Below are 15,698 nucleotides of genomic sequence, written 5' to 3'. Positions count from 1 at the left end.
ATCTCCCAACCCGAGCACGGGCCTATGCAAAAGGGGCGCGCCTGAGCGCGCCCCTTGCAGCTGTTACTCCACGTCGTCCGCGTTGGAGGCTTCCTCTTCCTCCTTGCCCGTCAGGCCGAAGCCCAGCGAGCCCACGGAACCCAGCAGCGCATCCAATTCCTCCAGGTTGCGCTGGTAGGAACGAGGCGGCAAAGCCTCGCCCAGCATGTCCTCGCCTTCGGTGTTGAAGGTGGCAGGCTCGTCGCCGCCGATGAGGACGGTGTCGTCCGGGCTGAACACCATGTCGAGCAGCTGGGACATGTCGTCGCTCGTAGCCGCCAGATCGTCCTCGATCACGTGCGTCAAACCGCGCTCCTCCAAGCCCTCCTTCAGCTCTTCGATGGCCTTCACGCCAATGCCCTCGATGCGCAGCAGGTCCTCTTCGGTGTGGCCCACCAAATCGGCCACCGTCTCGATGCCGGCCTCGCTGAACTTGTTGGCCCAGCGCTGGGACACGCCCAGGTCGTCGTAGATGTACAGGCGCGCATCCTCGTCGGACAGCTGCGGACCGCGATGGCCCAGCGACAGGCCGCTGTAGTAGCTGCCGTAATTCGAGCCCATGTTGAGGTAGCCGTCGCCGTCAAGCGACCAATCCTGCGGCTGCGGCAGCAGCTCCTCGATCTCGCGCAACGCATCCGGAGCGAAGTCGGGAAGCGTCTCGCCCGCCACGCCGGAAACCGGACGGCCCTTGTAGGTGAGGCCCACTTCGCGGTAGCGCGTCAGGCCCGTGCCCGCCGGGATCGGCTTGCCGATGATGACGTTCTCCTTCAGGCCGGCCAAATGGTCGATCTTGCCCTCGATGGCAGCGTCCGTGAGAACCTTCGTGGTCTCCTGGAACGATGCGGCGGACAGGAACGAATCCGTGGCCAGCGAAGCCTTCGTGATGCCCAGCAGCAGCGGCTGGCCCACGGGCGGCTCCTTGCCTTCGGCGATAAGCGCGTTGGCAACGCCTTCGAACTCGAAGCGGTTGACCTGGCGACCCGGCAAAAGCTCGGAATCGCCCGCGTCGAGCACGGCCACCTTGCGCAGCATCTGGCGCGCGATGACCTCGATGTGCTTGTCGTTGATGTCAACGCCCTGGGACACGTACACGCCCTGGACCTGGCTCACGATGTAGCGCAGCGTGGTGTTCGGGTCGGTCAGGCGCAGCAGGTCGTGCGGGTTCACGGAACCCTTCGTCAGCTGCTGGCCCACCTTGACCTGGCAGCCGTCGCTCACGCCCGGAAGCATCTGGGCGCGGGCGCTTACCACGTACTCGCGGAAGTTGCCCTGCTGGTCATGAATGGTCAGCGTCTTGAACTGCTTGTCGCCCGAGATCTGCAACGTACCGGAGATCTCGGCCAGCACGGCAAGACCCTTCGGCTTGCGCGCCTCGAAAAGCTCCTGAACACGAGGCAGACCGTGCGTGATGTCCTCGCCTGCGACGCCGCCGGTGTGGAACGTACGCATGGTAAGCTGGGTGCCCGGCTCGCCAATGGACTGGGCGGCGATGATGCCCACCGCCGTGCCGATGTTCACCGGACGCGCCGTAGCAAGGTCCCAACCGTAGCACTTCTGGCATACGCCCTGGTCGGCATGGCAGGTCATGACCGTGCGGATGATCAGTTCCTCGACACCCGCAGCGTCCATGGCGCGCAGCTGGTCCATGCTGGTCATGTACTCGCCCGCAGCAAGGATAACGGTGCCGTCGGCGCCCTTCACGTCTTCGAGCAGGCAGCGGCCGATCAGGTTCTCGTCCACCTCGCCCTTGTCGTTGTGCAGCGGATAGGGCACGCCGTCGGTGGTGCCGCAGTCGATCTCGCGGATGATGACGTCTTGCGCCACGTCCACCAAACGACGGGTCAGGTAACCCGAGTCGGCGGTACGCAGAGCCGTGTCAGCCAGACCCTTACGAGCACCGTGCGTGGAGATGAAGTACTCCAACACCGACAGGCCCTCGCGGAAGTTCGCCTTAATGGGTCGGTCGATGATCTCGCCCTTCGGGTCGGACATGAGGCCACGCATACCGGCCAGCTGGCGGATCTGCTTGATGTTGCCTCGTGCACCGGAGAACGCCATCATGTAGATGGGGTTGAACTTGTCGAAGTTCTCGGCCATCGCGTCGCCGACCGCCTCGTTGGCTTCGTTCCAGATGTCGACGACCTGCTTGTGGCGCTCGTCGGGGCTCATGAGGCCCATCTCGTAGTCCTCGTCGATAGCCGCGACCTTCGCGTCGGCAGCAGCCAGGATCTCGCCCTTCTGCGGCGGCACGGTGGCGTCGTACACCGAAACGGTAACGCCAGCGCGCGTGGCGTAGTGGAAGCCTGCGTCCTTCAGGCCGTCGAGGATGGCGGGCACCTTCGACAGCTCGTAGCGGTTGCAGACGTCCTCCACCAGACGGCTGATCTCCTTCTTGTTCATTTCGTAGTTCAAGAAGGGGTAGCTGTCGGGCAGCACGTTGTTGAACGTGATACGACCGATGGTGGTTTCGATGCGCTCGCCGGCCTTGTGCTCTTCGAACTTGCCGAAAGCCGTTGCCACCTGGGTGTCCTTGCTCAGGCGCACCCAGATCTTGGCCTGCAGGTCAAGATCGGCGCGAGCGTCGTAGGCGTTCAGCGCGTCAGCGAAGTCGATGAACGCGCGTCCCTCGCCCTCGAAGCCGTCGCGAGCGGCCGTGAGGTAGTACAGGCCGATGATCATGTCCTGCGTCGGCACGGTCAGCGGACGGCCGTGAGCCGGGGATTTGATGTTGTTGGCGGACAGCATGAGCACGCGGGCCTCGGCCTGGGCCTCGGCGCCCAAGGGCACGTGCACGGCCATCTGGTCGCCGTCGAAGTCGGCGTTGAAGGCGGTGCAGACCAGCGGGTGCAGCTTGATGGCCTTGCCCTCGACCAACACCGGCTCGAACGCCTGGATGCCCAGACGGTGCAGGGTTGGCGCGCGGTTCAGCAGCACCGGATGCTCGGTGATGACTTCTTCCAGCACGTCCCACACGTAGCTGGCGCCACGGTCGACAGCGCGCTTCGCAGCCTTGATGTTGGCGGCGTACTCAAGCTCCACCAGGCGCTTCATTACGAAGGGCTTGAACAGCTCGAGCGCCATCTGCGACGGCAGGCCGCACTGGTGCAGCTTGAGCTGCGGGCCGACGACGATAACCGAACGGCCGGAGTAGTCGACGCGCTTGCCCAGCAGGTTCTGACGGAAGCGGCCCTGCTTGCCCTTGAGCATGTCGGACAGCGACTTCAGCGGGCGGTTGCCCGGGCCCGTGACGGGGCGGCCGCGGCGGCCGTTGTCGAACAGGCTGTCGACGGCCTCCTGCAGCATGCGCTTCTCGTTGTTGACGATGATCTCGGGTGCGCCCAGGTCCAGCAGGCGCTTGAGACGGTTGTTGCGGTTGATGACGCGACGGTACAGGTCGTTCAAGTCCGACGTGGCGAAGCGGCCGCCGTCGAGCTGCACCATGGGGCGCAGGTCGGGCGGGATGACCGGGATAACGTCCAGGATCATGTCGGACGGCTTGTTCTCGGACTTGAGGAACGCGTCGACCACCTTGAGGCGCTTGATGGCCTTGGCGCGCTTCTGGCCCTTGCCGTTGGCGATGGTGTCGCGCAGCTCTTCGGACACGGCCGCAAGGTCCATGGCGTCCAGCAGGTCGCGCACGGACTCGGCGCCCATGCCGCCCGTGAAGTAGTCGCGGTAGTTGAGGCGCATCTCGCGATACAGGGCCTCGTCCGGCACGAGCTGCTTCGGCTCGACCTTCATGAAGGCGTCGAAGGCGTCCTGACGCAGCGACTTGCGCTCGTTGAACTCCTCGTAGATGTCGGCGATCTCCTCGTCGACCTCCTCGGCGGTCATGCGCTCGTCCTCGTCGATGTCGTCGACGAAATCGTCGTCCTCGGGCACGTAGTCCACGGACAGGCGGCGCGTGGCCTCGACGAGGCGATCGCGCTCGGCGTCCAGCTCTTCGAGGTCGGCGGCCAGCTCGTCGCGCAGCTCGTCGGCGTCTTCCTCGCGAGCTTCCTTGTCAACCGACGTGATGATGGAGGAGGCGAAGTACAGAACCTTCTCCAGCTCCTTCGGCGGGATGTCCAGCAGGTAGCCCAGACGGCTCGGGCTGCCCTTGAAGTACCAGATATGGCTCACGGGCGCGGCCAGCTCGATGTGGCCCATGCGCTCGCGGCGAACCTTGCTGCGCGTGACTTCCACGCCGCAGCGCTCGCAGACGATGCCCTTGAAGCGGACGCGCTTGTACTTGCCGCACGCGCACTCCCAGTCCTTCGTGGGGCCGAAGATCTTCTCGCAGAACAGGCCGTCTTTCTCCGGCTTGAGCGTGCGGTAGTTGATCGTCTCGGGCTTCTTGACCTCGCCGCGCGACCAGCTGCGCACGTCCTCGGCATTGGCCAGAGAGATACGCAAAGCGTCGAAATTGTTAACGTCGAATTCCGTCGTCATTTATCGCTCCTCTCCTTCACCGATGAGGTCGTTCGTGTCGTTGTTGCTTTCGCCCATCAATTCTCCCAGCTCAGCGGCAATGCTGTCGAGAGCGTTCGCCGCGTCGTCCTCTTCCGTCTTGCGCGCGTCGGCCGCGATGGCCTCGTACAGCGCACGGTCGCCGTCATCCTGGCGATCGATGTCCTTGGTGACGTCGATCGTCTGGTGGTCGTGACCCTCAAGCTCCACGTTCAAGCAGAGCGACTTCATTTCCTTGACCAGAACCTTGAAGCTCTCGGGCACCTCGGCAGCCGGGATGTTCTCACCCTTGACGATGGACTCGTAGGACTTGACGCGGCCGGCGGTGTCGTCGGACTTCACGGTCAAGATCTCCTGGAGCACGTTGGAAGCGCCGTACGCGTACAGCGCCCACACTTCCATCTCGCCGAAGCGCTGGCCGCCGAACTGGGCCTTGCCGCCCAGAGGCTGCTGCGTGATCAGGCTGTAGGGGCCGGTCGAACGCGCGTGGATCTTGTCGTCCACCATGTGGCCCAGCTTCAGGATGTAGCTCTGGCCAACCGTGATGGGCTCGCGGAACTTCTCGCCCGTGCGGCCGTCGTAGAGCCAGGTCTTGCCGGTGCGGGAAAGCTGCGGCACGAACTCGTCGCGGGCCTTCTCGCCGTACTTGTAATGGTTGTAGTTGATGAGGTTGCGGTTCGCCTTCTCGATGGCGTCGGAGATCTCCTTCTCCGTAGCGCCGTCGAATACGGGCGTGGCCACGTGCATCGGGCCCTCCACGACCTCCTCGGTCTCCTCCTCGTCGGACCAGCCCCACTTCGCGGCCCAGCCCAGGTGGTTCTCAAGCAGCTGGCCCACGTTCATTCGGGACGGAACGCCCAGGGGGTTCAGGATGACGTCGATGGGGGTGCCGTCGGCGAGGTACGGCATGTCTTCGACCGGCAGCACGCGGGAGATAACGCCCTTGTTGCCGTGACGGCCGGACAGCTTGTCGCCCTGCTGCACCTTGCGCTTCTGAGCCACGTAGATGCGGACGAGCTCGTTCACGCCCGGAGCCAGCTCGTCGCCGGCGTCGCGGCTGAAGCGGCTCATGCCGATGACGCGGCCGCCGGAGCCGTGAGGCACCTTGAGCGACGTGTCGCGGACTTCGCGGGCTTTCTCGCCGAAGATGGCGCGCAGCAGGCGCTCCTCGGCCGTGAGCTCGGTTTCGCCCTTCGGCGTGACCTTGCCCACCAGCACGTCGCCCGGGAACACCTCGGCGCCCACGCGGATGATGCCGTCGGCGTCCAGGTCGCCGATCATGTCGTCGGAGATGTTCGGGATCTCGCGGGTGATCTCCTCGGGTCCCAGCTTCGTGTCGCGGGCATCCACCTCGTACTCGGAGATGTGGATGGACGTGAGCAGGTCCTCGGCCACCACGCGCTCGGACACGATGATAGCGTCCTCGTAGTTGTAGCCTTCCCACGGCATGTAGGCCACCATGAGGTTCTGGCCCAGCGCCAGCTCGCCGCCGTCGCAGGACGGGCCGTCGGCCAGCACGTCGCCGGCCTGCACCTCGTCGCCCTTGCGCACGATGGGACGATGGTTGATGCAGCCGCTCTGGTTGGAGCGCTGGAACTTCGGCACCAGATACTCGTCGTACTCGCCGTCGTTGTTCAGGATGATGATGGTCTGGCCGTCGACGTAGTCCACGACGCCCGGGTTCTGGGCGACCAGGATCTCGCCGGAGTCGACCGCGATGCGGTGCTCGATGCCGGTGCCCACGAGCGGCGCGCTCGGACGCAGCAAGGGCACGGCCTGGCGCTGCATGTTCGAGCCCATGAGGGCGCGGTTCGCGTCGTCGTGCTCGAGGAACGGGATGAGCGACGTTGCGACCGACGTCATCTGGCGCGGGGACACGTCCATGTAGTCGATCTGCGCGGGCGGCACCTCGTCGGGCTCGCCGAAGACGCCGGCGGCGTCCTTCGTGCGGCAGAGAACCTTCTTGTCGACCGTGAACGAACCGTCCTCGGCGTACGTGACGAACTCGCGCGTTTCGAGGTCGAACGTCTCGTTCGCCTGGGCGATGGTGTAGTTCTCCTCCTCGTCGGCGGTCAGGTAGTCGATCTCGTCGGTCACCTTGCCGTCGACGATGCGGCGATACGGCGTCTCGATGAAGCCGTAGGGGTTGATGCGAGCGTACGTGGCCAGCGAGCCGATAAGGCCGATGTTCGGGCCTTCAGGCGTCTCGATGGGGCACATGCGGCCGTAGTGGGAGGTGTGCACGTCGCGCACCTCGAAGCCGGCGCGCTCGCGGGACAAGCCGCCCGGGCCGAGGGCCGACAGACGACGCTTGTGCGTGATGCCGGCGGCGGGGTTGGTCTGGTCCATGAACTGGGACAGCTGCGAGGAGCCGAAGAACTCCTTGATGGCCGCCACGATGGGACGGATGTTCACAAGCGACTGCGGCGTGATCTCGTCGGGCTCCTGCATGCTCATACGCTCGCGGACGACGCGCTCCATGCGGGACAGGCCGATGCGGAACTGGTTCTGGATCAGCTCGCCCACGGTGCGGATGCGGCGGTTGCCGAAGTGGTCGATGTCGTCGGTCTGCACGCCTTCGACGCCGGCATGCAGCGCGACGATGTACTGCATCGTCTTCACGATGTCGTCGTCGGTCAGCGTGGAAGCCTCGTAGTCGGGATCGAAGCCCAGCTTCTTGTTGATCTTGTAGCGACCGACTTTCGCCAGGTCGTAGCGCTGCGGGTTGAAGAACAGGCCCTCGAGCAGCGTGCGGGCGGAGTCGATGGTGGGAGGCTCGCCGGGACGGAAGCGCTTGTACAGCTCGATGAGCGACTCTTCCTTCGTGGTGGCGGGGTCGCGGTCGAGCGTGCGCAGCACCATTTCGTCGGCGCCCAGAAGCTCGATGATCTCCTCGCGCGTCTCGGCCAGGCCGAGGGCACGCACGAGCAGCGTAGCCGGCTGCTTGCGCTTGCGGTCGATGCGCACGGACAGGATGTCGCGCTTGTCGGTTTCGAATTCGAGCCACGCGCCGCGGCTGGGAATGACCTTGGCGTTGTAGAGCATCTTGTCAGACGCCTTGTCGCGCTCGGAGGCGAAGTACACGCCCGGGGAGCGGACCAGCTGGCTGACGACGACGCGCTCGGTGCCGTTGATGATGAACGTACCGCGCGGGGTCATGAGCGGGAAGTCGCCCATGAACACGTCCTGCTCTTTGATTTCGCCCGTTTCACGGTTGATGAAGCGAATCTCCACGAACAGCGGCGCCTGGTAGGAGACGTCCTTCTCCTTGCACTCGTCAACCGAGTACTTCGGCTCGCCAAACTCGTGCTTGCCGAACTCCACGCACATATCTTTCGTGTTGTTCTCGATGGGGCTGATATCACGGAACGCTTGCGCCAGGCCCTCGCCCTTGAAGAACTCGAAACTATCCGTCTGGATAGCGATCAAGTTGGGGACGTCCATGACGTCCGGAATCTTGGCGAAGTTTCGCCGATCCCTATAAAGGCTGGTCTGATCAGTCGTTTTTCCTTGAGCCACGAGGCTTTTCCTCCTTCATGTGCACCCGCAAAAATGCGAAAAAGTCGCAAGTTCTAAAAATAGTGCGCCCGTCAAGCCATGTCAAGAAAAATTTTTACGAACTGTGGAAATTTATTGTGGATTTGGCTGTTCATCTGGGCGGATGTCGTTGGAATTTTTGGATGCGGAGGGCGATTTTTCGCGCGGCGGGGGGGCGGCTGCGGAGTTGCGCGTGCGGCGTGGGGCGGGAGGCGGAGGCCGAGGGGCTGCGCGCGCGGCGGGGGCTCGGGCGACTCCTCCCCCGGAACCCGCCTGGAGCGATCGCCGCCGGAGCGCACGCATCCGAAGCGGCTTCCAGCCTTGCGCGCGGCGGGGCCGCCGTTCGCCGCCGCTCGCTGCCCGCCGTTCGCTGACTGCCGTTGCCCGCAGCCGCCTGCCGCCTGCCGCCTGCTGTCAAAACGAGCGAGTTTTGCTGGTCCTCAAGCCAGAATAATAACGAACGACAAGCTTATGACCTGGCACGATGCAAAACTGCCTCACGCGGAACCGCCCCGATGCCACAAAAATCGCCGCAAAACTCGTCCGTTTTGACAACAGGGGACGCTTCCGCTGCTGAACGAGGTGGAGCCAGGCAACACGACGCAACCGGATCAATCCTGCCGACGCGACGCGACGCGCCGCCGATGCACCTGGTTGCCCAGCAATTCTGTTTAATTTGTCGTAAAGCCATGGAGAAGACGCCGCCGAACTGGCTTCCTCTCTCGCGCGCGTGAGAAACTTATTATTCCGCTTCGTGCTGATTCCTCCGATCGGCCCCAGCGGATGCGCGCCTTGGCGCGCACTACCACAAACGCAGATGAAACGCACCATACACGCAGAACGGAGGTCCCCATGGGACAACCCAGCGCACCGAAGGCGCTCGCCTTGGGCGTATCGCTTTCCCTTGCATGCAGCATGATGCCAGCAGCAGCCCTTGCCGACGAGCCCATTCCTTCCGAAGCTGCTTCGACGGGCGCATCGGCTTCAAACGCGATGCAGAAGCCCGCGGATTACGACAAGGACGACTTCTACTCCGACAACTCGCCGAAAACCAGGCTTGCTCGCTCTATCGCAATGCCGTACGCGGTGTCGCTCGATCCGGTTGCAGTTTCCAGCGAGATGAAGTACTTCGCCAAATACGAGAGCGGAAGAAACTACGACCAGGGGCTTTCCTATGGCGACGGATACCATGCAATGGGGTATTACCAGTTCGACAACCGCTACACCCTCAAGGGATTTCTGGAGGCATGCTACGCGTACGATCCTGAAACGTACCACATGTTCGAGTGGGTTTCCTCCACGAACATCTCGGGCGATTTGTACGACGAAAGCGCCGGGAAGCTGACCGAGGTCGGCCAGAGACTCGAAGATTCGTGGCACCTTGCATACGCTGCCAACCCGACCGAGTTCTCCGGCCTGCAGGACAGCTACGCGTACAACAACTCGTACATTCCTGCGCAGGAATACCTGGCCAGCAGGGGCATCGACATTTCGAATCGCTCCGATGCCGTGAAGGGCTTGTGCTGGGGTTTGAGCAGCCTGTTCGGATCTTCCGGCTGGAAGAAGTTCGTGGGCGGCGTTTCGGACGGATACGACTGGAACGGCACGTACCACTACCCTAGCGAAAGGTACGACTGGCCGGGAGCCGGGCTCACCAACGACATGACCGACCGCGAGTTCGTCACCAAGCTGTGCAACTACGTGGTGGAGAACGTGAGCGTGTTCTACAAGGGCCAGCCCCAGTACCACCAGGGCTGGGAAAACCGTTACCGCAACGAACTGAACGACTGCCTGGCGTTCATCACCCAGCACGAGCAAGATGCAGAAGCGAACAAGCCGGCGCCGGCGCCCGACCCCGATCCTGCGCCGGAGGCAACGCCCACCCCGAACCCGACTCCGGGCGAGACGCCGGCTCCGAACGAACCTTCGACGCCTGTCGAACCCGCCCCATCCCCCAACGAACCGACGGCTCCTATTGAGCCGCCCACGCCTTCCACTCCCGAGAACGGCGGCTCTGGCGAAGGTGCGCCGGGCAATGCCGATCGACCGGGATCGGAAGATGTCGTCGTGCCTGCTCCCCCGGCAAGCAACGAGAACCCCTCGCCAGAGGAAAGCAAGCCTGGCACGGGAGAACCGAACGCACCCACCCCGCCCGATAACTCGACGGACAACGGGGACCAGTCGGCGGCGGGCAACGGAGGGTCGAACGAAGGGAGCTCGTCGAACGCCCAGGACCAGGGAGCGGAAAACGGCCCGAAGCAGGAAGTCTCCGATTCGGAATCCGGGAGCAAGCTGGAAGAACCCGGTGCAACCTTGACGACAGAAACCTCCGGAACATCCAAGACCGAAGCCAAGCCCTTGCCCGCAGCTGCGAAGGAGTCGAAAACCTCGAACCTGACCCAAACGGGTGACGAGAGCACGAGCACGCCCCTTGTGGTTGCACTCGCTTCGGCGTGTCTCGCCCTTGTGGCAGGCGCCGCGCTGGCCATGAGGAAGCTTCTGGGAAGAGGTTAACCGCGCAGATCAACGCACATGTCGAGACGAGCCCCGAAACGGGGCTCGTCTTTTTTGGGGACGCAAATCGAGAAGGCGAACGGTTAAGCCCGATCAAAGAGCCGACAATTCCGCCCGATGCCACTTCAACAAGCACTGAGTCACCAATAGAATGCGGGAGAAATAACCGTCCGGGCTTTGCTCTTCCACGCAATCTCTAAAGGACCCAATCCAATCAAGCGGGTGATCGTCGATAAAGGAAGCGAGTTTCTGCCGAGCGTCCACGATCTCGACAGGATCGCCCGACAGCCAGCGACATCGATCGGAAAGGTATAGCAGTTCGATGCCCATATGGTCTTCATACTGGCGATTGTCGTTTCGAAGTTCAAGGCCGGCCTCGCGCAACAATTGACGCATTTCGAAAGTAGCTTGACCGAAGCCAACCGTAACGTTCGAAGCTCGATACATCGTTTCCCATGGCGGTGCCAAAGGAGACGGAGGACCAATAAACAGGCGGGTATATTCCACGGCGCAGCGTTCGACCGAGTCTTCCCCGCTCTCCTCTGCGCGTGAGCGAACAGACTGAGTCCAGCAAACGCACGCAGCAACGGCGTCAGTCAAACCTTGATCTCCGAACGTAGGAAACGCCTCCCAAAAGCGCCCGTCAAGACCAACCGACGCCGTCATGGTCATAGGAGCAAGCAGCGAATTGCCCAGGAATCCGTACGCCTCAGACAAAGCCTTCCAAGGAATACCGGCCATAGAGTCGTCCTTTCTTGAAATCAGTCGACGCGCCGAACCTGACAAAAGCGTCCGGCGCATTCTTTCTCTTACTGAACAGATTCCGACGCGGGCTCAACCACGCGACGCGCATCTGCCGAAGAGGTATTCGTCCTATTCGTCGGCATCAGCATACGCGTCAGCGCCACGAACGCCAAAGCCCCCAATGCCACAACGCCCAATACTACAACGACTTCAACCCAAGTAGGAACGTAGGTACCAGCCAGCGCCCACATGTCGGTACCTCCCTGCTGGGCATTAACAGTTCCCAACGACACACCCGGAGCACCCGGCACATTAAAATGGGAGAACGAGGTAAGCAGCAGCCACACGCGCTTGAAGAACACGCCAGCCACCACCAGCACGCTGGAGAAAACAACCAAACCTTGCCGTTGACGGTTTTTCGCAAACGCCAGAATGCAAAACGGAATCAGCAAGCCAACCACAATTTCAAACCAGAAGAAAGGCGCAGTCGCTCCGGTTGTCATGATGGCTAACGTATCGGCTCCGGCAGCACCTGGATAAGCCATGGTCAGAACCTCGCAGCCGATAAAGAACGCGTCGACAGCAACGCATACAGCCAAAAGTCCCGCCAAGTTCGCCAACAGTCTCTTGTCCGTCTTGAACACACCCGACTTGTTCAATCCGTTCAACACCAGAAGCAGCAACGCCAAGCCCGAATCCATAGCCGAAGCCACAAACAACGGCGCCATGATGGCGGAATACCAACCCTCTCGCGCAATCTGCAGACCGAAGATCCACGCGGTCACTGAATGCACCAGAATAGCGATGGGCAAGGCAAAGCGACTAACGACAGCAACCTTATCCTGGGCACCCGGCTTTTTTGACGTCATAAAGTACAGGTACGCCAGGTTGATGACAAGATACATCGTGATAACGCAAATATCCCAGAACAAGGGGGAGATCACGTTCGGTCCCGTAACAATGCGCCACACCCGTTGAATGCCGCCAAGATCGATAAGCACGAACATTCCTGCGCAGCAGATGCACACCGTGGATAGAATAACCGCGGGCAACGCCACCTTCTTGTAATCGGACACATGAAACACGCTAGCCGACGATGCAACGATGAGGCCGCCGGCCGACAAGCCCACAAAGAACATGAAGCACGTGATGTAAAGGCCCCACGACGTGCCGTTATTCATGCCCGTCACGCCAAGACCACCCATCAGCTGATAAATCCAAGCGGCAACACCCGCCACCGTCAGCATTCCCAGCACCCCGATGGCAGCTTTAGTTTTCGTAGAGGTTTGCATGGTTTGCACCTCCTCCCTAGTTGAAGTAATGGACTTGCGGGCGGGTACCTTGCTCCTCAAGGAGGACGCCGGCCTTGCGAGCAACGACGAGCTTCGATATCTCGCTCTCGGGATCATCGAGATCACCGAATGTGCGAGCTTTTGATAGGCAGCATTTCACGCACATAGGCTGCTCGTCGCGGTCGGTGCGCTCTTTGCACAACGTGCACTTTTCAGCAACGCCCTTTCCGCGCACCGGTACGCTTTTGTCTCCATAATTGAAATCAGGATCGCGAACCGGATCACTCCAATTAAACACGCGTGCATTGTACGGACAAGCAGCCATGCACATACGGCAACCGATGCACTTTTCGTAGTCAATTTCCACGCGTCCCTTGTCATCCTTGTACGTAGCCCCCGTCGGACATACGCGCAAGCACGCCGGATTCTCGCAATGCTGGCAGGCAATAGGCAGATACGTGCGCGTAACATCAGGGTAAGTTCCTTGAACTCCGAACTCAGATTCGCATCCCTCATTAATCACTCGGTTCCACGTCATGCCCATGGGCACATTGTTCTGCATCTTGCACGCCATTGCACACGTATTGCAACCAGTGCAGCGATCCAAATTGATAGCTATTCCCAGCCTAGTCATTCGATCACCTATGCTTTCTTAACTTCGATGAGCGTGTCGTTGAAAGGAGTAACACGACCTTTGGCAAGTGCTTTTCCCCTGGGGTTGACGGCATCATTGGTGACATTTTGCAAGTCCCCAGAACCCATGTACTGACTCCAAATGCCCTCGACAATAACAGCCATGCCCGGACGAACCGCCTCAGTGGCGACGCATTCGCAACTGAAGGAACCGCGATCGTTAAACGCTTCGACCATATCACCGGACACCAACCCACGCGAAGATACGTCGCCCGGGTTCATTTCTAGCGTCGGTTTGTAATACTGACGTATCCACGTAGCGTCCATGAGGTTCTGGTGAATGAAGTACTTCGATCGACGCTGGGTCATAACCAAAGGGTATTTCTCTCGCAAGGGATTCTCTTCGTAAGCCTCGCAAGGAGCTTCGTATTGAGGCAAGGCTTGATCATGCTTTACAAGATTCTCGTAATACAGATCTATCTTTCCCGATGTGGTTTTATAGGTTTGGCCACTATAGCTACGCGCAATCTCAGGCTGATTCTTAAGCGCCACCACACCGTTGCTGGCAATAACCTCGTCAAGCGTTATGCCAGCAATCGCTTTGTCGGTGGCACAATCAAGCTGAAAGCGGGCGAGTTCTTCCTGGCTTTTCGGCAAAAAATCTCCGTACCCCAAGCGCTTCGCCATTTCGCAATCGATCCAAAAATCGGTTTTGCTTTCAAACAAAGGATCGAGCACTTTCTGCTGGAGAAGAACATGGCCGCGCAGCGCGCGCAAGAAACCCACTTCTTCGTCGACTTCAAAATGAGAGCAAACAGGAAGGACAATGTCAGCCCAATCAACCGAAGGAGTATGCCAAATGTCCTGAACGACAACGAAATCGAGCGTTTTCGCCCATTCGTTCGTTCGATTCTGGTTTCCCGCAATTTGCTGAAAGCCTCCGTTTTGCACCCACATGAAACGAATGCCGCTCTCTTCATCGCGGTAGTCAACGCTCGCTTTGGGAGCCGGTGCCGTCTTGCATTCATCGGGAAGCGGCCAACTAGCCAGTTTTCCTGCGCCGAATATCTTTTGGTAAGCATTGACGTACGCGCCTGCGCCCCAACCAGGAATGTCAGTTCCAAACGAACCCACAAGGGTCGCAAGCAAAACGGCTGCATGCCCGGCAACATCAGCGTTATAGAACTTCTCACCACCGCCGAATCCAAACGAGAGAATCGAAGGTCCGTGGTTTGCATACTTGTCGGTTATTTCGACAAGAACATCTTCATCTACGCCCGTTGTCCTCGCAGCCCATGAAGCAGGGTATTTTTTCTGGCTTTCTTTTAGCAGTCGAAAAACAGTGACGAACTCTTCGCCATTGATGGACGTTTCGAAATCAAGCACTGGGTCTACGCCATCTGCGCGGTATCCAGCAAGCGAGCCCGTGCGCCCATCCCAAACCATGAACGGATTATCGTCACCTGTTTGCTTGCCGTCGACGGCAGGGCGCTCCCTTAAAAGCGATCCATCGGAACGCTTGACCAAGAAAGGCATGCTGGTATTAGCCTTAAGATACGGCTCGTTATACCATTCATTCTCTAGAATGATTGTAATCATCCCCAGATACAATGCCGGATCAGTACCCGCGATCATAGGTATCCAGCGAGAGCTTTTTGCAGCAGTGGTGCAAAAATTGGGATCCAGCGTGATAATTTCTGCACCCGCTTCCTTTGCCTCAAAGAAGTAAGGAGCCGTCACCATGCAGGTTTCGAGCATATTGCAACCGACGTTGAGAATGGTTTTAGCATTTTTCCAGTCAGCAACTTCATTCGAGGATGCTCCCTGTTGACCAGATTCAGCCAATGCCGGCGAAAACCCATTCCCTAAACCGATATCAATGCCGCGGTGGGGTTTTTCTTGTCCTTTGAGAAGCTTTGGCAAGAACGTGGTTAGGGAATCCACTGCCGTCTGGAAAGCAATGGCCCCTGCGCCGTACTTTTCTTGGGTTTCCTTTACCTTGTCGGCAATGGTGTCAAGAGCCTCTTCCCAAGTTATCTCGATAAAATCTCCCGACCCCCTCTCGCCAACGCGCTTTAGGGGAACCTGCAGCCGCTCAGAGCTGTATGTATGCTGGATCTCAGAGATACCCTTCAAGCATACGGTTTCGTTTCTCTTATCCGGCCAAGTATTCGGCTCGACAAGAACCATGCGACCATCGCGAACGGTGCACTTCAAGTGGCAGTTGCATTGACAATGTCGATAGTGGAATGCATACCCCACTCGCTCCTCAGGCTCGGCGTGGGCCTCCGAGGGCGCAAGCCAACCATCGGGCGTAGTCATGCCAACGGCGCCCGCAAGGCCCAACGCCCCAGCCGCAACGCCGGTTGTTTTCAGGAAACTCCTACGCGTGAGCCCGCTCTGCGAGCTGGTTGTTCCTGACATTTCTCCTCCTCCAAAGATCTCGTCAGGATATCCCCCTGCGAAATGGATCGCGAATCTATTGCCGCG

General features: G+C 60.3%; 7 protein-coding genes. 1 reads left to right on the top strand and 6 read right to left on the bottom strand.

All coding sequences use genetic code 11. The features are described 5' to 3' along the window. Positions 1-63: 63 nt before the first annotated feature. Positions 64-4,470 (bottom strand): DNA-directed RNA polymerase subunit beta', encoded by a 4,407-nt coding sequence (locus LG373_RS01160; protein ID WP_225748758.1) that lies wholly within the window; start codon positions 4,468-4,470, stop codon positions 64-66. Continuing rightward, positions 4,471-8,007 carry a DNA-directed RNA polymerase subunit beta gene (locus LG373_RS01155; protein WP_114567895.1) on the bottom strand — a complete coding sequence of 1,179 codons (3,537 nt, stop codon included), beginning with the start codon at positions 8,005-8,007 and terminating at the stop codon, positions 4,471-4,473. Between the two features lie 870 nt (positions 8,008-8,877). Here LG373_RS01155 and LG373_RS01150 point away from each other — a divergent pair. Beyond that, entirely contained in the window at positions 8,878-10,539 is a 1,662-nt protein-coding gene (locus LG373_RS01150; protein WP_225748757.1) for a hypothetical protein, read from the top strand. Positions 10,540-10,632: 93 nt separating this feature from the next. On the opposite strand, the gene LG373_RS01145 is transcribed toward LG373_RS01150, so the two are convergent. The 4 genes from LG373_RS01145 to LG373_RS01130 all read right to left on the bottom strand — a co-directional run bounded on the left by LG373_RS01145 (position 10,633) and on the right by LG373_RS01130 (position 15,632). Then, the gene (locus tag LG373_RS01145) at positions 10,633-11,280 is read right to left on the bottom strand and encodes a molecular chaperone (RefSeq protein WP_114567003.1); all 648 of its coding nucleotides are present in this window, start codon (positions 11,278-11,280) and stop codon (positions 10,633-10,635) included. A gap of 68 nt (positions 11,281-11,348) precedes the next feature. Further along, positions 11,349-12,575, bottom strand: a complete 1,227-nt coding sequence (gene nrfD, locus LG373_RS01140) for an NrfD/PsrC family molybdoenzyme membrane anchor subunit (RefSeq protein WP_114567004.1) — start codon at positions 12,573-12,575, stop codon at positions 11,349-11,351. A 16-nt stretch (positions 12,576-12,591) separates the two neighbouring features. After that, positions 12,592-13,209: a 4Fe-4S dicluster domain-containing protein gene (locus LG373_RS01135; protein WP_114567005.1), complete on the bottom strand. Its 618-nt coding sequence runs from the start codon at positions 13,207-13,209 to the stop codon at positions 12,592-12,594. 8 nt (positions 13,210-13,217) lie between these two features. Further along, complete coding sequence (locus LG373_RS01130; RefSeq protein ID WP_225748756.1) at positions 13,218-15,632, bottom strand: molybdopterin-dependent oxidoreductase; 2,415 nt, start codon at positions 15,630-15,632, stop codon at positions 13,218-13,220. Between the last annotated feature and the right edge of the window lie 66 nt (positions 15,633-15,698).

Source organism: Paraeggerthella sp. Marseille-Q4926, from assembly GCF_916618935.1.
GTDB lineage: Bacteria > Actinomycetota > Coriobacteriia > Coriobacteriales > Eggerthellaceae > Paraeggerthella > Paraeggerthella hominis.
The sequence above is the reverse complement of the archived record's forward strand: the minus strand, read 5'-3'. Positions and strand labels throughout refer to the sequence as shown.